The following is a 21,566-nucleotide window of genomic DNA, read 5'->3' on the forward strand; positions in this document are numbered from 1 at the left end:
ATCCGCAGGTTAGGATAGATTTAAAAAAGAGCAATACATTTAGTGCTCCACTCCACAAGGATCAATGGATATTAGACAAAAATGTTAAGGGTTACGTAGCATGGATTCCAATTAATAAAAAGGGAGGTGCTTTAAAGTTTTTGTCAAAAAAAATTAAAAATTTAAAGATTAAAAAAAGTAATTACTGGGGGCTAGAAATAGATAAAAAAGGGATAGAAACCGAAAGTCAAAAAATTAATTTTGGAGAAGCTGTTATTTTTGATCATAACAAAATTCATGAATCTGATTTAAATAATCAAAGAATTTCAATCCAATATAGATTTAAAGAGCTTAAAAAATCCCTAAAATCAAGAGGGATAAATCAAGTAATAGATCCAAGAATCAAAAAATATTGGATAAAGACACTTAATGCAAAATAAATATTTTGATAGTTGTGTTTACCCAGTACGTAATAATTTAGATGAGATAAAAAAATTATCAAAAATATATAAAAAAAAAATCAAAAAGGATTAATTCAATTAACTGAAGATGCAAAGTTACAAAAATATTTTTATATTATAAAAAATTTTGATAATCTTTATCCATTAATTCATATTAGTAAAAAACAACTATTAAGTGATCAATTAAAAAAAATTAAAAATAGCAAAATTAAAAATATTAAGATTCATCCAAGATTTCTTAATAAAAAAATAAGTGAACATTTTAGTTATTATAAAAAAATATTCTCTTTTTGTGGAAAAAATAAAATAAATATTTTCTTTTGTACTTTTTCAAGTTGGGAAAATAAAGTTTTAGAAACAAATGATTTAAACGTAATTGCAAAATTGTCCAATCTTTTAAGAGAAAACAAGCTTATTTTAATGCATGGAGGAGGTAGTAAGATATTAAATTATTATGAAAAATTTAGATTTAAAGAAAATGTTATAATCGATCTATCTTATACTATTCAACATTTTAGACATACTACTTTAATAAAAGATATATTATTTTGTATCAAAAACTTAGATAGTAGAATTATATTGGGCAGTGATTATCCGTCAAAAAAGATTTCTGAATACTACAATGTCATTAAATTGTTAGAAAAAAAAATTACTAAAAAAAAACTAGAAAATATAATTTTTAAGAATTTAAATGATCTAATTAACAATGCATATAAAAAATAAAATTAATAATCACTACAATTATTTAATTAATAAATATGGTAAAAATAAATCTGGCCTTGGTTGGAAGAATGATGGATTAAATGCAAGATATGAAATTTTCTATAAAAATCTTAATTTTAAAAATAAAAGTGTATTGGACTTTGGTTGTGGATTTTGTGATTTATATTTTTTTTTAAAAAAAAAAGTAGATTTAAAAGATTATGTTGGGTTTGAAATAAATACAAGAATCATAAGTATAATTAATGAAAAATATAAAAAGATTAAGATTATTAGTAAATTATCTAGTTTAAATAAATTTGATATTATAATTAGCAATGGTGTGCATAATTTCAATTATAAGTATAATAGAAAAGTAATCTTATCTGATTTAAAAAAAATGATTATGATTTCTAAATATGGTTTCGGTATCTCTTTTATAAATTCAGATGTAGATTACAGAGAAAAATACTTATTTTATCATAATGAAAAAGAAATAATAAATTTCATAAAAAAAAGCTGCAAGTGTACAATAATAGTAGATAGATCTTTCTCAAAATTCGAGACGTTTCTTATAATAATAAAAAAATGAAAGTAGGACTTATCACGGGTGGCCGATGGCACAATGAACCTTATCTATACCTAAAAAAAAAGGGTATAGAGGTTATTTTATTTGACGACTCTGACAATTGCTTCATTAAAGAAAAATATAATCATAAAAATTATAAACTAAAAAATATTAAAAATTTTAAAAATATCTCTTTTTGGTCGCCATGTAATGATTTTGGTTCTGTTTTAAGCGATTATTATAATAAAGTAAATCAGACTAAAACCAAATTGAGATCTATTAAATTAAATTCTAAAAACTTTGATAAAAAAAATTTTTCCAAACTATCTAATAAAAGTATTAGGTTTAAATATAAAAAATATCTTTTGAAGCCAAGATTTGGCTCAGGCAGTAAAGATATAAAGTTCTGGAATGGAAAGATATTTAATAAAAAAAAATTTTATTTAGAAGAGTATTTTAAAGGATTTGAATTATCAGTAGAGGTTATTAGTAACGCAAATAAACATAAAATATTTGCAGTATCTCTTAGAATTGTAAAAAAAATTAAGTCTGCAATAGCTCTTCTATCTTTTGACCACTCAAAAAAATTCAAGACTTTTATACAAGATGTAATAGAAAATCATCTCAAAAAGCATAAAGTTGTAAATGGAGTAAGTCATATAGAGTTGATCTTAAATAATAAACTAGAAGTAAAAATAATAGATACTAATCTTAGATGTCCAGGAGCAGGATTAACAGATTATTTTTATTTTTTATTAACAAACAAAAATTTATTTGAAATTGATTTTAAAATTTTATTTCAGGGTTCTAAAAAATTAACTTCTGCTAATAATTCAAAGAATGGAATAATACTTTTTGACCATTCTTTTTTAAATAATTTTAAAGAAAAAATTTCGTGTTTATCAAAAAATGTAGTTTATTATAGTTTAGTCTCACAAATAAAGACAAATAAATTAGATAATGAGTTGGATATCAATAGAAAAGGACTTGCTATAAAAAGTTTTAAATCAAAAAAAGAATTAGTTATTTTTTGTGAAAAAATTTTTAAAAAAAAAGACTTATCTAAAATATCAAATTTTTTTAATTTTTATAATGAGAATTTTAATTAAGTAATTTATTTCATTCGTCAAATTTATAAGACTACGTATAGAGGCAAAAAGTATAAGGTTTTTAGTTTTAAGAAAATTATTCATAAATATTTTTCTTTGAGTTAAATTTTTTTCATCATCAAACATAAAGCTTTATGAATATTATTTGATTTAAAGAATTTTTTTTTACATGCAAACAACTATCAATCATATAAATTATTATGTACTACAGTATTTATAAGTGTGTATAATAATTTAAGTAATGACTAAAAATATTTTTTCAAATCTCAAAAATAACAATAAAACATTCATTATTGCAGAGGCAGGATCTAATCATCTTCAAGATATAAATAGAGCTTATAGATTAATTGATATTGCATCACGCTCAGGAGCTGACGCAATAAAATTTCAAACTTTCCAAGCAAGTGAAATAGCAACAAAAAATAAAAAATATAATATTATTAAAAATAAATTTAAGAAATATTCTTCAAATTTATACGATTTTTATAAAAAATTTGAAATGCCAAAATCATTTTATAAAAAAATACTAAAGTATTGTAAAAAAAAAAAAATTATTTTTTTAACCTCTGTTTTTGGCTTTGATTCATTCAATTTCATCAAATTGCACTCACCTATAATAAAAATTGCTAGTTTTGAGTTTAATTATGTAGAGCTTTTAAATGAGATAATTATAAATAAAAAACCAATATTAATTTCAACAGGTTGTTGTAGCGATAAAGATATACTTAATTTAAAAAAATTTTTTCAGAAAAAAAATTATAAAAATTTTTCTATAATGCATTGTGGATCAAGTTATCCATTAAAATTTGAAGATGCTAATTTAAATTATTTAAAAAAATTAAAAAAAACATTTCCAAATCAAATTATTGGTTATTCAGACCATACTTTAGGAATATCCTCATGTATAGCTGCGGTAGCGCTTGGTGCTCAAATTGTTGAAAAACATTTTACTATTTCTAAAAGTGATGGAGCGCCAGATAGTTTTTTTTCAGCAGAAGAAGACGAACTCTCAGAAATGGTTAGAAATATAAGAGAACTCGAGTCGTCGCTTGGAAAAGAAAAAAAAATAGTAACCAAAAGTATAAAAAAAATGAAAAGTGCAACTCGATCATATTACGCTTTGTCAAATTATTCAAAAGGTAAAAAGATCAAACCTGGAATGTTTGTAGCATTAAGGCCTTATGTAAAAAATTCGTTAAGCTCTGAATATTATTTCTCTTTTTTAGATCATAAACTAAAAAAAAATATTAAAGAAAATGAGGTATTAAAATCTCACCACATCAAGTGAAAATTCTATTTATCACTGATTACTTTAAAAAATCAGGATTAGGAAATTATTTAAGATCTAAATATATATTTAATTTTGTTAAAAAAAATAAAAAATATAAAGTAGATTTTTGCATATTATCTAATTTAAATAAAACTAACTCTAAATATGATTTAATTGTACTGGATCTACCACAAAAAAATTATGGTATTTCTTCTATTATTAAAAAGTTTTCAAATCCCAAAGCCATAATTATTGGTCTAGACTATAATTTTAAAACACGAATTGATTATAATATTGGAATTTTTTTAAAAAGTAAAAATGTTATAAAAAATTATATTAGTATTAAATATTGCATAATACGAAAAGAAATATTTAAATATAAAAAATATAAAACAAATAAAAATTCATTTTTTGTTTCTATAGGATCCTCTGATATCAAAAACTTGAGAAAAGAAATTTCAAACTCATTTAGTTTTTATTTTTCAAATATATTTGTATCTCCAGTGATTAAAATAAATCAAGAAAATACAGAACAAGAAAAATACCTAATGAACATGGCCACCTGTAAATTGGCAGCTACTAATGGTGGCACCACACTTATGGAGCTTTTATTCTTAAAAAAAATTGTTTTTGTATATCCTCAAAATATTTTAGAACTAAAATTTTCAAATTATTTAAGAAAGCAGGGGTATAAAATATTCATTAATAAATTTATTATTAATGATAAAATCATAGATCAATCAAAAACTAAAAAACAAAAGAATAGATTAATAGATCAATTTGGCGTAAATAGAATATCTAAAATTATATTAAATATTGCAAATGAACAGCAAATTAAATCAATACATAAATCAAATAAAAAAAAATGGATTTGTAAAGCTTGATAGGTTTTTAAACAAAAAAATAACAAGAGAGTCTAAAAGCTTAGTTAACCTGAATTATAAAAAGTATATTGGTAAAAAATTTCCTGGAACACCGGACCGTGATGTAGATGATAAGATGCTTTATAATCTACAGAACAAAAGTTATGAATTCATAAAATTAATTACCAGTTCTAAAGTTGTTCAAATAGCTAAATATTTTCTAAACGACCCTTATTATCGATTTATTGACAATAGATATCCAAATTATAACTTATTATATTTTAATGCTAGATCCAGTGGAAACAAATTAGACCTACATATAGACTCGTACATTCCTTTTAAAGGAAATTTAACAACAATGATGCAATTTGTTTTTTTACTTGAAGATAGTACGGTTAATAATGGATGCACAATTGTAGTCAAAAAATCACACAAGTCAGGTAAATTTACTAATAGAAAAACAAAAAAAATTATACCACTCGAAGGTAAAGCTGGAGATCTGTTAATATGGGACAGTAGATTGTGGCATGGTACTTTTGAAAATAATTCTAAATCATCTAGATGGGCTATAGTAGCAACATTCGGGGCGTGGTGGATTAAGCCCAGCATGAACATTACAATGTCACTTCCAAACTCAATATACAAAAAATGTACTAATATTCAAAAACAAATACTAGGTTTTTGCTCAATACCTCCAAAAGACGAACATGATAGAATTAATACTAAGAGTGGATATAATTTTATAAAAAAAAATGTTCAAGATTATTATTAACTTTTAATTGTTTAATTTAATTATATAAACATAAAGATAAACATAAACATTAACACAAACACAAACATAGATATAAGTATGAATTTAATTACAGGTGTTGCTGGTTTTATTGGTTTCCATACAGCTTTAAACCTTTTAAAAAAAAAACAAAGTGTAGTGGGCGTTGATAATTTAAATAGCTATTATAGTGTAAAATTAAAAAAGAAAAGACTCAATAAGCTAAAAAAATTTAAAAATTTTAAGTTTATAAAATTAGATTTATCAAAAAAAAATAATTATAAAAGTTTAGAAAAATATATATCCAACATTAAAGTTGTAATCCACTTAGCTGGGCAGGCTGGTGTTAGGTATTCAATTGAGAATCCCCAAACATATATAAAACATAATACATATGCATATATAAATTTACTGGAATTTTTGAGAGGATGTAAGAATTTGAGGATAATTTTATATGCCAGTAGCTCATCTGTTTTTGGAGACCCTCATTCCTTAAATAAAAATACACCAGTTTCTGTTTATGCTGCATCAAAATTATCAATGGAATATATTTCTAATGTTTATGCTAATTTTTACAAGATGAAGTTAATTGGCATGAGGTTCTTTACAGTCTATGGTCCATGGGGAAGGCCAGATATGTCTTTATATAAATTTACTAAAAATATTTTAAGTAATAAAAAAATAGAAGTTTTTAACAATGGGAATCACAGCAGAAGCTTCACCTATATTGATGACATAGTTGATAATATATTAAAAATTGTGGACAAACTATCCATGTCTCAAGATCCAATTAGTAAGATTGTTAGCATTGGAAACCCAAAATCAGTCGGTCTTTTAAAACTTATTCATTGCATAGAAAAATATACTGGGAAAAAAGCTAAAAAAAAATTCCTCCCAATGCAGTTAGGTGACGTTAAGAGTACAAAAGCCCATATAAATAAAGAAAAAAAGCTATTTAAATTCACATTTAAAACAAACATGGATTCCGGTGTTCAAAAATTTATAAAATGGTTTTTAAGTGAAAAACATTAATATATGCATAATAGGATTGGGTTACGTTGGATTGCCCTTAGCTATTCAGCTTTCAAAATATTATTCAGTAACAGGTTTTGACATAGATAATGAGAGAATTAGTTCTCTGAATGTAGGATTTGATAAAAATTATGAGTTTTCAAAAAAAGATCTTTTAAGAAAAAAACTTTCTTATACAGATAATTTCGAAAAAGAAGTTCCAAGTAATTGTAACATATATATTATTACAGTTCCCACTCCAGTGAATAAGAAATTCAAACCTGACCTTAAATATTTAAGGCAGGCTTTTTTAAAAGTTGCAAAAGTTATAAAAAAAAATGATATTTTGATTGTTGAAAGCACAGTAGCGCCAGGAACTATAGAGGAACTTTCAATAAAATTTTTTAGAGAAAAACACAAGAGTATAAATTTATGTTTTTGTCCAGAAAGAATTAATCCAGGTGACAAAATACATACAATAAATAAAATCACAAAAGTAATTTCTTCAAATACAAATTATGGAAAAAAAATTTGTAAACTAATATATTCAAAGACGACAAAAAATATTTTTGTAGCAGATAATATTAAAACGGCAGAGATGGCTAAAATTATTGAGAACACACAAAGAGACGTAAATATAGCACTTATGAATGAATTTTCTAAAATTTGCAGAAAATTAGATATCGAAACTGGAGCAGTTTTAGATGCATGTAATACAAAATGGAACTCTCTGAATTTTTATCCAGGTTTAGTTGGAGGGCACTGTGTGCCAGTAGATCCATATTATTTAATAGATAAATGTAGGAGTTTAGGAGTAGGATCTAAAATAATAAGTGAGTCAAGAGCAACAAATGAACAATATGTTTATTTTATCAAAGATCAAATTTTGAAAATTATAAATTCTATTAAAACTAAAAAAAAAGTATTATTTTGTGGTTTAGCATTTAAAAATAATGTCGTTGATATAAGAAATTCTAAAAATTTGGAATTATTTAGAATTTTAAAAAAAAAATATAAAATTTCTGTATACGATGAATATAAAAAATATCCCAAACCATTGATTAAAAATATCAAATTTGAAGATTTATCAAATTTAGGAAATTTTAATGTTGTTATAATTTCTTCAATTAATCAGTTTGTTAAATTGAATAAAAAACAAATCTATGAATTTTTGAGTATATCTAAAAATAATATAGTAATAGATTTAGCTAATTATTATTCAATAAATTTAAATCAAAATAATAGATTTTTTAAATTATAACTTTTTTAAAAAACGGTTGATCTTTAATTAAATCAACTTTAGTTTTTTTATTTATAAATAAATTTAAATCTTCAATTTTTTCACCAATCATTGGTCTCATCATTTTGAAATCACCAAGTTTTAATCTTGTACCTTTTTTAATATTTTTCTTTACAAATAACGATCTTCTTAAATACTTTAAATTAGCAAGCTCATTACTAGTAATTTTTCTTTCTTTATTTCCGATTAATTTTTCTATTATCCTAATTTTTTTTATCATTTTTTCTAATTCTGTTGGAGTTGCAGATAAATTATGATCTCTAAAAACTCTATTCTTTTTTGATAAAGTGAAATGTTTCTCTATGATTTTTACACCAAAAGACGCAGAAGTTTCACACGCAGTAGTACCTAAAGTATGATCAGAATAACCAACAATACAATTTAATTTTTCTTTTAATAATGTTATATTTTTTAAATCAGCTTCTTGGACAGGACAAGGATAAGCACTTTTACAATGCATTACAGCCAACTTACTTTCTAAAATAATTTTAGGTTTTTTTTTTAGAATATATTTATAAGTTCTAAGAATCTCTTTTTCAGTAGATAAGCCAGTAGAAAAAATTATTGGCAGATTATATTTTAACATTTCATCAATTAAATTAAAATTATTAATATCACCAGATGCAACTTTGAAAAAGGGAGAAATTTTAGAAAAAAATTTTACACTTTGATTATCTAAAGGTGTAGTAAAGCATATGATCCCTATCTTTTTCGCATAATTAAATATCTTTTTAAATTGTAAACTGCTAAGATTAAATTTTGTCATTCTTTGAAATCTTTCAGTATCTTGATTCCAAATATAATCATTAAGGTTATAACTTTGAAATTTAATAGCATCTGCACCTGATTTTTTTGCAGCTTTCACTAATTTTATAGCATCTTGATATTTTCCCTCATGATTAACACCAGCCTCTGCTACAATAAATATTTTATCAAATTTGAAATTTTTCATTAAATTACTATATGTCCAATTTTTCCATGTATCATTTTCTTTTTTTTTAAAAAACTGTCTAATTTAACTATTATTATACCTGCTTCTTGAGCATAAACAATATCCCTCTCGATTATTAAACCAGATTTGTAATTTATTATTGGCTTTAAACTTTTTCCATTATGTGTATATAAAAAATTTTTAACTATCTTAACTGGAAAAACACAATTTAGATTAAAAATTTCAATATTGTTTAGTCCAAAATTAATATTCTCTATTTTTAAATCGTTTACTGTATATAAAACTAAATGTTTGGTGTTTATGAATATTTTTTTGTTATTTTTAATAATATCTTCAGTTAGAGCGCCAATCCGTACACCATGATATAAAAATTTTTCATCACGATAAATTACTTTTAGTCTAGTGTTTTTATTATTTTTAAAGAAATTTATTATTAATTTATCTCCAGTACTTAAAATAATTTTTTTTATACTTTTGATTTTTAAAATTTGTTTAATTTTTAATTGTAAAATTTTAATTGCCTTAAGGTTGTTGTAATTTAGTTCGTTTAATTTCCTGAGAGGAAATATGCAAATATTATCTAAGCTTTTATTGATATTTGCTTTTTCGAAAATTTTTTGTTTTGTTTTCCAAATTTTCTTTGTATTTTTTGTTAAACTCTGTGTGTGTTGCCTATAATAGAAAAGTGGTTTATTTATATTAACAATCTTATATTTATTAATTACTTTTAACCACATATCCACACCATCTTGGCAATCAAACTCTTTAGAATATCCGCCGACTTCTAGTAAAATATTTTTTTTATACATAGTACATGCACCATGCGCAGGTTGATTGTAGAGGTTTACTTTTCTTTTAAAATTATGTCTTTTAACTCTGTTTATTATATTTTCATTCTCATCAATTAGATAGTAATCAGGAAATACAATTGAAGCTTTATTTTTTATCATTGTCGAATGAAGAATTTTAATAGCATCTTTACTAAAATAATCATCTGCATCTAATCTTATAATAAATTTCCCTTTTGCAATTCTGAGTATTTTATTTATTGAATTAACTAAGCCAATATTTTTTTGAAAAAAGATTTTACATTTAGTATTATTTTGGTACTTCTTAATAATTTTTCTAGAGTTATCCTTTGACCCATCATCGATAATAATTAATTCATAATTTTTATATGTCTGTGATAATACAGAATCAATAGACCTTGATAAAAATTTTCCATAATTGTGATTAATCGTATAAATTGTTATTAAATCTTTTTCATTCATAACTTTATTAATTGTATAATTTTTGCACTTCCTATGAATTTTTTTATTAATTTAATTTTTTTACTTAAAGTATTTTAGTCTAAAATTTTCTTTAAATTTTTCAAGATTTATATTTTCAATTTTTTTTTTGTATTTTTGTTCAAATTTCTTAGAGAATTTTACTAATTCTAAAGTAGTAAAAGAGTACTCCTTATTGTTTTTTTTCATTTTATTTAAAAATTTTTTAACTAAATTAAAATCTTTTTTACTATCGATGCTAAAAGATACATTACTTTTTAACTTTTTTGGAATGGATAAAGTAGATGTATTAAACTTATCTTTATTTTGTGTTATGTAGTATGTTAAATATTCTGACAAATCTTTATTTTGACCATATTTATTTATTTTAGATATGGTGCTTTTATCAAATATTTCAACCTCTGTTCCTGAGGGTAGTTCTTTATTTTCTGTATAATCTGCATTAGTTCTAAAATGCAAAGACAGTGCTTTATTCATAAGATTTATGTCGGTTAATATGTCATCACCAGTTATTCTCACAACTGTATCAAGCTTAAATTTTTTTATTGCATTGATCATTCTTTGTAAAACATTGAGCTCTGGACCCGTACAAACATCTATCTTATTTTTTGTTGCAATAGATCTTAATCCTGCATCTTGATTTTTATTAGTAGTGCATAAGATTACTTTGTGATTTAAGTTATTGTTTCTTAATCTCTTAATTAGATATTCTATAACAACGGTGTTGTTAATTTTTAAAAATAATTTATTTTTTAATCTTTTAGAATTATTTCTTGCAATAATTAAAATGCCAATTTTTTTTTTTAAAAACGAGTTATTTAAAAATTGTCCACTTTTTATGTTTTTTGATAATATTTTATTTTCAAATTCAGAAAAATTTAATGGAAATATTTTTTGTGCAGATCTTGCAAATATAAAATCTTTTTGATTTATTTTTGTTCCCTTGATCAAATCTTTATTTGCCAATGGGAATTTTTTTACATTATTTGCATATCTAATTTCATTTTGAGAAAGTGTGAATTGTTTAGATTGAATTGTTTTTATACTCAATGAGATACTATCTTTATAGTCTGCCAGCTCGTTTACATTTATAGAAGAAAAATAATCTACTTTTTTAAGTTCACGATTACGAGTAATATGTTTTTCTATATAGGAAACTCCTTTTGTTAAAGATAGTAATGGGAGCATGTAACTTAAAGTGCTGTTTCCAGCAGTATGGTCAGCGTAGGAAATTTTTATATTTTTTCCAAATATTTTTTTATAAAAATGTAAATTATTAAAATTAATATCTTTTATATTTGTAGGATAATTTTGAAATCCGTACACTAATATAATTTCTTTATTATTTTTTTCTTTATTAATAATTTTTTTTAACTCAACAATTTCATCAATTCTACATCCACTCACTGAAAAAAATATTTTATTTCCTGCTTTTAAAATATCTTTAATTAGCGCTGTATTATTAATATCAGATAGATGCATCTTAAAATTTTTTATTTTATTATTTTTACATATTTTCAAGGAATCTTTTCCAAAAACATCACAAATAATTTTATTTTTAGGAAATTGCTTAAAAATAAAATTCCATTGTTTTTCACTAAATGATTGTTTTTTAAAATGAGAGTATCTTCCCTCATTTTTTGGATATAGTTCGTGTGCTTTGTAAACCTGAAATTTTACGTAATCTGCTTTATTAAGTATACTTTCTTTTGCAAGATAGATTGCTTCTGCAGGACTACCTTGATGAGCATTTGCTATTTCTGATATTAACTTAAATGACATTAAAGAATTATAATGGCTGCCAATCGTACGTATCTTTGAATGGACATTTTTTGCATATTGTTACTTCATCAATTTTATCATCAAGATGTAATTTTCGTACTTTATTGATTTCATTTCCATCCCACAATTCTTTAAGAGTGGAAATTTTTTTTTCTGGGTTATTAAATAGTGGAGCTCTTGTTGCTTTATCAAAAATTTTCTTAAATCCTTTTTTGTTTTTTTTGATATTATCTTCAACTTTAGCCAAATCTTTATCACTATCTAAAAAACCTTGTTCATCTACATATCCAATTGGATGCATGGACCCCCAATCATAACAACACATTGAAACTTTTCCATCATAGGTAACCATCAATCTTTGAAACGGTTGAGCACATGGTTTTCTACTATTTGAATAATAAACATTATCCTTATAATCTTTGCTATAGATTGTTTTAGGATTTAGTAATTTATTTTTTGACTGACTAATTTTTGACTTACTGACATTATCTATTTCTTCTACATAACCACCTCTCTCTGTGTATGTTTTGATTGAAACATCATCGACTATGTGTTCAAATAACTTAAAAAAATTTTTAGTTTCTTCACCAGTTTTTTTTGTTAGAATCATTTGAATTTTACTTCTAGGAAACTTTGCATTCATTGATTTTTTGATTTCATCAAATTTTTTAATATTTTGATAAACGCTATCAAAAGAATTTTCTTCAAATCTTCCAGGACGCATTTCATTGTAAGTTTCTTTGGTACCACCATCAAAAGAAAAAATAATTGTATCTAATCCTGACAAAATAATTTTTTTTGACAAATCTTCAGTTAATTTTGTTGCATTTGTATTAATTATAACTTCTAAAATGCCAGATTTTTTTGCCAACTTTATATACTTATCTATTTTAGGGTGAAGTAACGGCTCACCTCGCCAATTCAATTTTAAAGATGGAACTCCTAAAGCCTCACACTGTTTTATTAAATTTTCGTATAGACTGTCAGATATTAATTTATCAGGGGTAATAATGGATTGTCTGTAACAAAATGGACAGGCTAAATCACAAATTGCTGCAACTTCTATGTCCACACAAAGTGGAAAACTGGGTAATATTTCATGAAGTTTATCTTTATTCTCCAATTCTTTTTGTATTGAATTCCATTTTTTTCTATAAAGCTCGAATCTATGAATAAGTTTGTTTTTCTCTTCTAAACTTTTGGATTTAGCAAGATTTTTATATGAACTATTATCCTCAATATTCTTAGTAAAAAAATTTAGTTTCTCTTCTTCAAAATTTTTTTTACCTTGAAAAGAATGTGATTTAGTCATTTTTGTTGATATAAAATTATTAATAAATATCTTATAATATTATGTGTGGATTTACTATTGTAGTTAATAAACAAAAACCAGTAATTAGCAACAATATAAAGAGAGAAATCCTAAATTCTCAACATCATAGAGGTCCAGATTTTGCAAAAAAAATAGAGAGAAACAATATAACGTTCTTTCATAATAGGTTATCAATCATAGATTTATCATCAAAAGCAAATCAGCCTATGATATGCAAAAATACTGGCAACATAATAGTTTTTAATGGTGAAATATATAACTACAAAGAATTAAAAATAAGATTTTTTTCAAATCATAAATTTAATACTAATTCTGATACTGAGGTTCTTCTGGAGCTGTATAGAAAGTTTCAACATAAATTTTTGAAGTATTTAAATGGTATGTTTTCTATGGTCATATATGATAATAATAAAAAAGAGTTATTTCTTGCAAGAGATCATTTTGGAGTAAAACCATTAAATTATTATGAAGACAGAAAATTTTTTATTTGTAGCACTGAAGTTAATCCAATAAATATAATTAAAAAAAAGATTGATTTAGATTATATAAAAATAAATGAATATTTAAATTATGGTTTAATCCATCATGATGAATTTACTTTTTTTGAAGGAATAAAAAAAATTAAAGAGGCATCTTTCTGCAAATACGACCTGAAGATTAAAAAATTTACTTTAAAAAAAAAATATTGGGAGTTAAAAAAAAATAGCAAGTTAATTCAAAATAGTTATGAAAATTTTAAAGAAAATTATCAATCAATTTTTCAAGATTCTTTGAAATTAAATTTGGTAAGTGATGTTCCTATAGCTTTACTTTTAAGTTCAGGGGCAGACTCTAGTTACATCTACAATGAATTAAATAAAATTAATTATAACAACTTAAAAAGCTTTTCTTTTGGATGGAAAGAAAAAAAGTACGATGAATCAATTATAACAAAAAAAAACTTAAACTTATCTAATAGTCTTCATAAAATTTTAAAGATCAATTTAAGTGATATTTATAAAGATCTTTCATTAGCTATAAAAATGAATGAAGGCCCAATAGGTGGTTTTGGTACGTTGGGTGTTTTCAGGCTCATGAAGTTTGTTAATCAAAATAAAATTAAAGTTGCATTCTCGGGTGAAGGATCTGACGAGTTGAATTTGGGATATTTTAACCAACATATTGCTTTTTTGTCTGAAAATTTTAAAAATAATTCTATTGAATATAAAAAGTTTAAAAAAGCTAATAATTTGAAATGTAGTTTGGAAGAAGCAAAAAATATATTTTTAAAACATGCAATCTCTGCACCAGATGGAACAGCATTGGGTAAAAGTTTAAAATCTAATAATTTCTTAGATAATAATTCTATAAGTAAATTATATATAAGCTCACTTAAGTTGCCCAAGCTACTTCATTGGCAAGACAGATGTGGTGGTGCATTTGGAATAGAAACTAGATTCCCATTTTTAAATCATGAACTTGCAACATACTGCTTTAGTAACCCAGATCATTATAAAATAAGAAACGGAATAACAAAATATCATCTTAGAGACGTTAAACTTGATGTTAATAAAAAAAAATTTGTTGTTACGCCACAAAGAGAGTTCATTAAGAAAAATTTTAAAACAATATTAGACATTATAGATAGTGGTGAACTAGTTAAAAATGATATTATTGATTTCGATCTCTTCAAAAGAAATTATCGAAGTTATTCGATAGATAATAACTTAGGAAACTCATTTTTTGTGTGGAAAGTTCTAAATCTAGAACTTTTTCTTCAATTATCGAAGAATTAATTTTAAATTAATTATAAAAATAAATTTTTTTTCTTAGAGTTATTTAGAAAATGGTTTTATGGAATATATTTGATATATTTTTATTTTAAATATCAGTTTCTTATTTTAAATAAAGGTTTTGCTATTTTATAATAGGTTATCTTTTTTAAATTTTCTTTGTTCATTAGGATACTATCAAATATTTTCTTAAATATTTTTATAATATAGTTTATATCTTTCATGGTATGTGAATGTTGTAAATTGATTGAACCTAAAAATAAAATTTTATTTTTTGACATTTCCTGCATAATATATGCTTTAATCAAAGAAGATTTCATTTTTGATGATGACTTAATTTTTAAAAATAACCAAGTTGGATGTCCATCAAACTCAAGAACATCATTTAGATTATTTTTTTTTAGATGAGCATTGAGTATAGATTGAATTTTTTCTCCTTTGAGGATGTTTTTATTTATAGTATTATTCAAGATTAAAAATTTAATTGTTTGTTTGCAAGCACTTAACGATAAAGTCTCTCCACCAAATGTTCCAGAAAAGAAAACTTTAGATATTTGATTCATGTATTTTTTTTTCCCAACTATGGCTGAGAGAGGAAAGCCATTTGCCATACCTTTTCCAAAAGTAGCAAGATCAGGAGTCACGTTATATAATTCTTGAGCACCACCCAATGAAACTCTAAATCCTGTGCATATTTCGTCAAAAATTAATAAAGCACCATGTTTTTTGGCAAGATTTTTTACTTTTTTTAAAAAATTATTTGTTGGCAATGTATAAGAAAGTGGTTCCATTATAATTGCTGCAAACTTCCCTTTATTTAATATCTTCTTAAGGCTTTCTAAATTATTATATTCAAAAGTATGAATATCTTTAGATATATAGTGAGGAATTCCCTGATTCATTGTCGTTGAAGAAATATACCAATCTTGCCATCCATGATATCCACAAACAGCTATTTTATTTCTAGATGTGATAAATCTTGAAAGCCTAATGGCTGCTGAAGTTGCATCAGTTCCATTTTTCCCAAATCTCACCATCTCTGCACAAGGAATATATTTTACTAGAAGTTTTGAAACTTCAAACTCCAAAGGATGCGCAAGTGAATAGGTAACACCATCTTTTAGTGTTTTAATAATTTCTTTATTTATTAAGTTGTTAGAATACCCTATGGAAACAGCTCCCAAGGAACTAATTAAATCTAGATATTTAATATTATCTAGGTCGTATAGATGTTGATTTTTGCCCTTAATATTGAATAAAGGAGAAAATTTTTTGTCAAAAAAAATTTTACTGCGACTAAATGTTTGAGTTCCTAGAGGAATAATCTTCAATACTTTTTGGAGAAATTTACTTTGTTTTTTCATAATTTCTAAATTACCATTTTCTTGGATCAATTATATTTTTATTTTTTATTTCAAGTTTCTTAACATAATTCAAGTCAGTTACGACTTTTTTAAACTTTGAAAAATCATTTATGTTTTTTTTATTATTAAATCCAATTATGCAATAATCAATAAATTTAATATCATATAAAACTGATATTAAAAAATTATATTTAATTATTTTTTTTTTGGCTAGATATATTTCAAGTTTATTCTTTTTTAGTTTGAGTTCATTAAATTTTTTATGAAATTTTTTTTCAAATAACATACCTTGTAAAAAAACTGATCTTACATGGATTTCAATACCTCTTTTTTTAATTGATTTGAGATAATTGATTAATCTAGTGTTTACAGTAAATACATTTAGAGGAAACTGTACAATATCAAATTCATAAACTTTTAAATATTTTTCTAGGTCATAAATGTTATAAAGTGATATACCAACCTTAAATATTTTTTTTTTGTTTTTTAAATTTTTTAAATATTCTAAAAATGTTGAAATATCACTTCTTAAGATATCTTTTTCGTTATGAAATAATAAACCATACACTGATTTTTTTTTGAGGTTTTTAAGACTATTTTGAAATTGATGTTTAAAGTTGTTAATATTTTTTTCAATATTTTTTTCTGAAAAAGGAGCTATCTTAGTTATAATTTTTTTTTCATACTTGCTAAGTTGACCTATTATTTCTTCAGCACCAGGATATGACTGTGCTGTATCAATCAAATCGATATTTTTTGTGTCGTTAAGCAATTTTCTGATATTACTTAATGATATTTTGTTATTTAAAACTCCATATTTTATTCCAAAATTTGCGGTGCCCAAAGCAAATCGCATAATTTATTTTAATAACCTTTCCACAAATTTAAAATCTTCTAAGGTGTGAATATCATGTGCTTTTTGAGCTGGCAGAATAAATGGAGTATAAATATTATCTTTTTTCATATATTTCTTTTTTAAAAAATAATTTTGGGTAAAAAAAATAAAGCCACCTGTTTCATGGTAGTATTTTTTATGAACTGAGGAATCTTGAAAGAATTTTTTACGATTAAGAGGTATTAATTTTTCGTTCTGAAGCTTCATTGCCTCATCAAGGGATGGCTTAAACTCCGCTACAGATATCAGCGGACAATCATCCTTGTTGTCTCTAAATTTTTTATAAGCATTTTTAAAATCTTTAAAATCAATCAACGGTGCGGTTGGATATGCAAGACAAACAGCATCAAATTCTATTTTAAAATCTTTATACTGCTGTAATGTCCACTCTATTACTTCATTTAGGCCAGTTGAATTTTTGCATAAGCTTTTCTTCCTAAAAAATTTTTGTTTTAAATGGTATTTTTTTAATATTCTATTTATTCCTTTGTAGTCAGTTGAAACATGTATTTCTTTAAAGATTTTAGATCTGATTATATTTTTTATTGTATATTCTATTAACGGTTGATCGTTCATTTTTTTGTAATTTTTAAAATCCAACCTTCTAGAGAATTTTTTAGCAGGTATGATTGCAATTATTTTCAATTTAATACTTCTTGAGTGGTTTAATAATTTTCATATCAAATATCTTGAAATTTTGATACATTCTTTCATAATCTCTACTGTAACCTTTGCCTTCCTTAAGCATATTTTGACTCTGTAGATCAATATAATAACAATTTTTCCCAAATATATATTTTGCGAAAATTAATGATGTTGAGCCAGGTGAGGCAATTATTTTGGTATTTTCATTTAATATATAAGTTTCTGCTATCTCTAGATCATTTGGATTGAAAAATTTACATTTTATTTTTTTTTTTATTTTTTTATAGTTATTAGTACTTAATCTTGGATGACACTTAAACCAAATTTCGCTGTTCTTAAGCTTATGTTTTTTTTTAATTTGTGAAATTATATCATTATATATATTTATCTCTTTTTCAGGGGTAAGATAAAATCTTTCTGGATATTCTAACGTAGGCAGTCCAAGAATTATACATTTAACATTTCTATTATTTTTTTTGGATTGAATTAGCTTAAAGTTATTTAATAAAATCTTACAATCTTTTTTTGATTTTAAATCGAATACTTTTTGTTTCTTAATATTTTTATGGCTTTTCTCAAACATTAAAGAAAAGTCTTTTAACAATATACATTTTATAAAGTCTGTTAATTTTTTTCTATACACATGTGTTATTATTTTACGCAGATAGTGCTCTAAAATATATGATTTAAGAGGAATATAATCCCCAGATCCATCCATAAAGCCAAAAAATTTAGCATTGTTATAATAGGTATCAACGAAAACCTGTTCATTTGTACCATGTGTATTTCTGTGGTAAAATTCTATATTATTTCCATAGACCTTTTTTTTAACTTTGTTTACTAGGGATAATCTATTTTTACTAATCTTCAATAATTCTTTTACCTTATATTTTTCAGTGATTTTTTTTTTATTGAAATTATATAAATGATAATCAAAATATTTTTTGAATTCCTTCTGTAAATTTATAGTTTTGTTAATTCCTATTTTTTTTGCGTTGTAAATAATAGATTTTATTGTATTAGCTTTTAAAAGAGGATGAAATATGACTAAAATATCTTCATATTTTTTTGAATTTCTCTCTCTTGCAATATTGAAAAAAATCAATTGAAGAGATGATGTGGCTAAAATAAATCTTTTTATTTTATTGGATCTCATTTTTAATTATTTTAATTATTTTCTTATCAATATTTTTGTTATTTATAAAATTGAAATGAACAAAATTAATATTTTTTTTACACACTTTTTCTGAATTTTCTAAATTCAATTTATCAATGTAATTAAGCCATTTTTTATATTCTTTTTTATTACCTTCTATAAAATATTTTGGAAATTTCCTATTTATAAAAATCGGGCTTTTATAAACTGGATATTTATAGCCTGGACCACAAATGATATTATTGCTATTTAGTTTTTTTATAATAGCCATTCTAGTTTGTTGTGAAATGTTTGATTTGACTCTTAGTGTATATAAATGTCTAGCATGAACTTGCATTTCATTTTGGTGATTAACATCTATTTTTTTTATTTGTTTTAAACCTTCATCTAATTTAGAGCAAACTTTCATTCTTTCTTTGTTAAATTTTTTCAGTTTTTTTAACTGAGCAAGCAATATGGCAGATTGGAACTCCGTTATTCTAAAATTTGAACCTACAAAATTGTGAACAGATGAGTTTCCAGGTTTTGTACCATGCCATATTATTTCCCTAAATTTTTTAGCTATTCTTTGGTTATTTGTTAGTAGCATACCACCTTCCCCTGAGCACATATTTTTATTTCTTTGAAAGCTAAATATTGCTCCCGCATCTATTTCTCCAGCATAATATCCATCTCTTTTAGATCCATGGCATTGAGCAGCATCCTCTATTACTCTTATTTTTTTATTTTTGATGTAATGTTTGATTGATTTTAAATCTGATAAATAGCCACCAAAATGGACAAGCATTATGGCTTTTGTTTTTTTTGTTACTGCTTTTTTAATTAAATCTAAATTGGTACAAAGTGTTCTTTGTTCTACATCAACAAATTTAGGAATTGCACCAACTCTTATTATTGATGTTACGGAGGATGTATATGTATAAGCAGGTACCAAAACTTCATCACCAGGCCCAATATTGGCACATAGTAAAATAGCTTCCAATCCAACTGTGCAATTAGCACATGCCACTGCATATTTTTTTTTATGAAACTTGGAAAATTCTTTTTCTAAAAGAGTGGTATACCCAACATTTTTACCTCCAGATGCTGACCCAATAGATTTTTTTAAAGATTGGCTTAAAAGTCTTGATTCAGATGAGTCAAAAATTGGCCAGATAGGTTTTTTGTTCATTTAAAAATTACTTAAACTTTAAGTGCAAAACTATCAATATTATCTTTGTGGTCAAAATAATAACTACATGTACCGCAAGCTGGGTGAGCATGATGTTTTTGACTTGAAAACATTTCTCTGAATTTTCTTAACTCTTCTCCATTCCAAATGTCAACTATAGACTCTTTTGAAGCGTCACCCACAATTGTTTTAAACGACCAATCAACAGCACAAATTGAAACTTGACCATTCCAATTGATATTTAGTTGATACCAGGCGTATGCGCATACCTTGTTTTTTTGTATTTTTTGAAGATCATTACCCATTGTAAAGTCAGAGTCATGATTACCATCCCAATTCATAGGCTCCTCGTGAATTTGAATCTCATCAACAAATGGGCCAAAATCATCATGTAGTTTTTTTATATCTTCTTTAGTAACATGTGGAAAATTACACATTTTAACTGCTATGTGTGGAGTTTTACTATTTAATTTTCTTTTAGCTTTACTTAATTGAATTACATTTTCTAAAATTTTATTTTGAGGGTCTTTTAGGGTGCCAGAATGTTTTATATATTCTTCTTTTCTAGGGGACAAGTAAGAGATCATTATCCAATCTAATCCAGCTTTAATAATTTTCTCACCAAAGCGATCTAACAAAGTTCCATTTGTTGTTATACGAGTTTGTTCACATACATTCATTTTTTTTGCATATGCAATCATTTCGGGTAATTGTTTATGCAATAATGGTTCACCATCTTTCCATAATTTAAGTGCTTTAATTTTTACTTTTGCTTGAGCCAAATCATCTATAATTTTTTTAAAGACTTCAAGCTTCATAATTCCATTTGGCCGATGGTTTCTCCCAAGTTCTGTTCCAGTAGGACAGAATTTACATCTAAAATTACATAAATTTACAGGATCAATAGCTAAAGCCAGAGGATGTTCTAAAGGCAGCATGTCTATAAGTTTAGTCATATAAGATTGTTACAATTTACTGATTACATTAAAATTCAAAAGAATAATTTATGCAATAAATAAAGTTTACATCACTTAACTATCATAAGCTTAAATTAGAAACAATATTTTTCTTTAATTATGACTTAAAAGGGTCTTTTGATATATTGATTAGATCAATAAAAATTGATCATAGCTCGAAAAAAAAAATATAGTTAATATATTATATAAAAAAATAACTTT

The 21,566-nt window shown here is 24.3% G+C and carries 20 protein-coding genes (1 of these 20 running past the window's edge); 10 read left to right on the forward strand and 10 right to left on the reverse strand.

From position 1 onward, the window contains the following. The 9 genes from AC5YGC_RS00650 to AC5YGC_RS00690 all read left to right on the forward strand — a co-directional run. Positions 1 to 419, forward strand: partial view of a hypothetical protein gene (locus tag AC5YGC_RS00650; RefSeq protein WP_496139738.1) — the 3' portion only. The gene continues 247 nt to the left of window position 1, outside the view; only the last 419 of its 666 coding nucleotides appear in the window; its start codon lies beyond the left edge, outside the window; it ends in the stop codon at positions 417 to 419. A 405-nt stretch (positions 420 to 824) separates the two neighbouring features. After that, positions 825 to 1,163 (forward strand): hypothetical protein, encoded by a 339-nt coding sequence (locus AC5YGC_RS00655; RefSeq protein ID WP_502314020.1) that lies wholly within the window; start codon positions 825 to 827, stop codon positions 1,161 to 1,163. After that, positions 1,147 to 1,731, forward strand: coding sequence for a class I SAM-dependent methyltransferase (locus AC5YGC_RS00660; RefSeq protein ID WP_496139740.1), 585 nt, complete (start codon positions 1,147 to 1,149; stop codon positions 1,729 to 1,731). The genes AC5YGC_RS00655 and AC5YGC_RS00660 overlap by 17 nt, the downstream gene beginning before the upstream one ends. After that, positions 1,728 to 2,816, forward strand: coding sequence for an ATP-grasp domain-containing protein (locus tag AC5YGC_RS00665; protein WP_502314021.1), 1,089 nt, complete (start codon positions 1,728 to 1,730; stop codon positions 2,814 to 2,816). Before AC5YGC_RS00660 ends, AC5YGC_RS00665 begins: the two co-directional genes overlap by 4 nt. A 241-nt stretch (positions 2,817 to 3,057) precedes the next feature. Next, positions 3,058 to 4,104: an N-acetylneuraminate synthase family protein gene (locus tag AC5YGC_RS00670; RefSeq protein ID WP_496139742.1), complete on the forward strand. Its 1,047-nt coding sequence runs from the start codon at positions 3,058 to 3,060 to the stop codon at positions 4,102 to 4,104. Then, complete coding sequence (locus AC5YGC_RS00675) at positions 4,101 to 4,970, forward strand: hypothetical protein (RefSeq protein WP_496139743.1); 870 nt, start codon at positions 4,101 to 4,103, stop codon at positions 4,968 to 4,970. Before AC5YGC_RS00670 ends, AC5YGC_RS00675 begins: the two co-directional genes overlap by 4 nt. Beyond that, positions 4,909 to 5,721: a phytanoyl-CoA dioxygenase family protein gene (locus AC5YGC_RS00680; protein WP_496139744.1), complete on the forward strand. Its 813-nt coding sequence runs from the start codon at positions 4,909 to 4,911 to the stop codon at positions 5,719 to 5,721. The genes AC5YGC_RS00675 and AC5YGC_RS00680 overlap by 62 nt, the downstream gene beginning before the upstream one ends. Positions 5,722 to 5,799: 78 nt before the next feature. Beyond that, positions 5,800 to 6,750, forward strand: a complete 951-nt coding sequence (locus tag AC5YGC_RS00685) for an NAD-dependent epimerase/dehydratase family protein (protein WP_496139745.1) — start codon at positions 5,800 to 5,802, stop codon at positions 6,748 to 6,750. Further along, complete coding sequence (locus tag AC5YGC_RS00690; protein ID WP_496139746.1) at positions 6,737 to 7,990, forward strand: nucleotide sugar dehydrogenase; 1,254 nt, start codon at positions 6,737 to 6,739, stop codon at positions 7,988 to 7,990. The genes AC5YGC_RS00685 and AC5YGC_RS00690 overlap by 14 nt, the downstream gene beginning before the upstream one ends. On the opposite strand, the gene AC5YGC_RS00695 is transcribed toward AC5YGC_RS00690, so the two are convergent. Genes AC5YGC_RS00695 through AC5YGC_RS00710 form a run of 4 tightly spaced genes read right to left on the reverse strand, consistent with a single transcriptional unit; the run spans position 7,980 to position 13,364 of the window. Beyond that, complete coding sequence (locus tag AC5YGC_RS00695) at positions 7,980 to 8,981, reverse strand: N-acetylneuraminate synthase family protein (protein WP_496139747.1); 1,002 nt, start codon at positions 8,979 to 8,981, stop codon at positions 7,980 to 7,982. The two genes, AC5YGC_RS00690 and AC5YGC_RS00695, sit on opposite strands and share 11 nt — an antisense overlap. After that, positions 8,981 to 10,252: a glycosyltransferase gene (locus AC5YGC_RS00700; protein WP_496139748.1), complete on the reverse strand. Its 1,272-nt coding sequence runs from the start codon at positions 10,250 to 10,252 to the stop codon at positions 8,981 to 8,983. Before AC5YGC_RS00700 ends, AC5YGC_RS00695 begins: the two co-directional genes overlap by 1 nt. A gap of 60 nt (positions 10,253 to 10,312) precedes the next feature. Further along, positions 10,313 to 12,052 (reverse strand): N-acetylneuraminate synthase family protein, encoded by a 1,740-nt coding sequence (locus AC5YGC_RS00705; RefSeq protein ID WP_496139749.1) that lies wholly within the window; start codon positions 12,050 to 12,052, stop codon positions 10,313 to 10,315. A gap of 7 nt (positions 12,053 to 12,059) precedes the next feature. Then, positions 12,060 to 13,364, reverse strand: coding sequence for a radical SAM protein (locus AC5YGC_RS00710; protein ID WP_496139750.1), 1,305 nt, complete (start codon positions 13,362 to 13,364; stop codon positions 12,060 to 12,062). 41 nt (positions 13,365 to 13,405) lie between these two features. Here AC5YGC_RS00710 and asnB point away from each other — a divergent pair, with 41 nt between their 5' ends. Then, positions 13,406 to 15,160 carry an asparagine synthase (glutamine-hydrolyzing) gene (asnB, locus tag AC5YGC_RS00715; RefSeq protein ID WP_496139751.1) on the forward strand — a complete coding sequence of 585 codons (1,755 nt, stop codon included), beginning with the start codon at positions 13,406 to 13,408 and terminating at the stop codon, positions 15,158 to 15,160. A gap of 92 nt (positions 15,161 to 15,252) precedes the next feature. Here asnB and AC5YGC_RS00720 read toward each other — a convergent pair whose 3' ends face one another. Genes AC5YGC_RS00720 through AC5YGC_RS00745 form a run of 6 tightly spaced genes read right to left on the reverse strand, consistent with a single transcriptional unit; the run spans position 15,253 to position 21,344 of the window. Continuing rightward, positions 15,253 to 16,521, reverse strand: coding sequence for an aminotransferase class III-fold pyridoxal phosphate-dependent enzyme (locus tag AC5YGC_RS00720; RefSeq protein WP_496139752.1), 1,269 nt, complete (start codon positions 16,519 to 16,521; stop codon positions 15,253 to 15,255). Positions 16,522 to 16,531: 10 nt separating this feature from the next. Beyond that, positions 16,532 to 17,377, reverse strand: coding sequence for an aldo/keto reductase (locus AC5YGC_RS00725; protein ID WP_496139753.1), 846 nt, complete (start codon positions 17,375 to 17,377; stop codon positions 16,532 to 16,534). Positions 17,378 to 17,380: 3 nt separating this feature from the next. Beyond that, entirely contained in the window at positions 17,381 to 18,061 is a 681-nt protein-coding gene (locus tag AC5YGC_RS00730; protein ID WP_496139754.1) for a cytidylyltransferase domain-containing protein, read from the reverse strand. Between the two features lies 1 nt (position 18,062). Beyond that, the gene (locus AC5YGC_RS00735) at positions 18,063 to 19,217 is read right to left on the reverse strand and encodes a polysialyltransferase family glycosyltransferase (protein WP_496139755.1); all 1,155 of its coding nucleotides are present in this window, start codon (positions 19,215 to 19,217) and stop codon (positions 18,063 to 18,065) included. Further along, positions 19,204 to 20,388: a DegT/DnrJ/EryC1/StrS family aminotransferase gene (locus AC5YGC_RS00740; RefSeq protein WP_496139756.1), complete on the reverse strand. Its 1,185-nt coding sequence runs from the start codon at positions 20,386 to 20,388 to the stop codon at positions 19,204 to 19,206. The genes AC5YGC_RS00735 and AC5YGC_RS00740 overlap by 14 nt, the downstream gene beginning before the upstream one ends. Positions 20,389 to 20,399: 11 nt before the next feature. Further along, on the reverse strand, positions 20,400 to 21,344 hold the full coding sequence (locus tag AC5YGC_RS00745) for a radical SAM protein (protein ID WP_496139757.1): 945 nt from the start codon (positions 21,342 to 21,344) through the stop codon (positions 20,400 to 20,402). Positions 21,345 to 21,566 lie beyond the last annotated feature (222 nt).

This window comes from Candidatus Pelagibacter sp. uisw_138, assembly GCF_059512485.2.

Bases quoted from the DNA above. Each gene is read 5' to 3' on its own strand.
- AC5YGC_RS00660 (WP_496139740.1), top strand. From the start codon at position 1,147: ATGCATATAAAAAATAAAATTAATAATCACTACAATTATTTAATTAAT.
- AC5YGC_RS00665 (WP_502314021.1), top strand. From the start codon at position 1,728: ATGAAAGTAGGACTTATCACGGGTGGCCGATGGCACAATGAACCTTAT.
- AC5YGC_RS00670 (WP_496139742.1), top strand. From the start codon at position 3,058: ATGACTAAAAATATTTTTTCAAATCTCAAAAATAACAATAAAACATTC.
- AC5YGC_RS00680 (WP_496139744.1), top strand. From the start codon at position 4,909: ATGAACAGCAAATTAAATCAATACATAAATCAAATAAAAAAAAATGGA.
- AC5YGC_RS00685 (WP_496139745.1), top strand. From the start codon at position 5,800: ATGAATTTAATTACAGGTGTTGCTGGTTTTATTGGTTTCCATACAGCT.
- AC5YGC_RS00695 (WP_496139747.1), bottom strand. From the start codon at position 8,981: ATGAAAAATTTCAAATTTGATAAAATATTTATTGTAGCAGAGGCTGGT.
- AC5YGC_RS00700 (WP_496139748.1), bottom strand. From the start codon at position 10,252: ATGAATGAAAAAGATTTAATAACAATTTATACGATTAATCACAATTAT.
- AC5YGC_RS00705 (WP_496139749.1), bottom strand. From the start codon at position 12,052: ATGTCATTTAAGTTAATATCAGAAATAGCAAATGCTCATCAAGGTAGT.
- AC5YGC_RS00710 (WP_496139750.1), bottom strand. From the start codon at position 13,364: ATGACTAAATCACATTCTTTTCAAGGTAAAAAAAATTTTGAAGAAGAG.
- asnB (WP_496139751.1), top strand. From the start codon at position 13,406: ATGTGTGGATTTACTATTGTAGTTAATAAACAAAAACCAGTAATTAGC.
- AC5YGC_RS00720 (WP_496139752.1), bottom strand. From the start codon at position 16,521: ATGAAAAAACAAAGTAAATTTCTCCAAAAAGTATTGAAGATTATTCCT.
- AC5YGC_RS00725 (WP_496139753.1), bottom strand. From the start codon at position 17,377: ATGCGATTTGCTTTGGGCACCGCAAATTTTGGAATAAAATATGGAGTT.
- AC5YGC_RS00735 (WP_496139755.1), bottom strand. From the start codon at position 19,217: ATGAGATCCAATAAAATAAAAAGATTTATTTTAGCCACATCATCTCTT.
- AC5YGC_RS00740 (WP_496139756.1), bottom strand. From the start codon at position 20,388: ATGAACAAAAAACCTATCTGGCCAATTTTTGACTCATCTGAATCAAGA.
- AC5YGC_RS00745 (WP_496139757.1), bottom strand. From the start codon at position 21,344: ATGACTAAACTTATAGACATGCTGCCTTTAGAACATCCTCTGGCTTTA.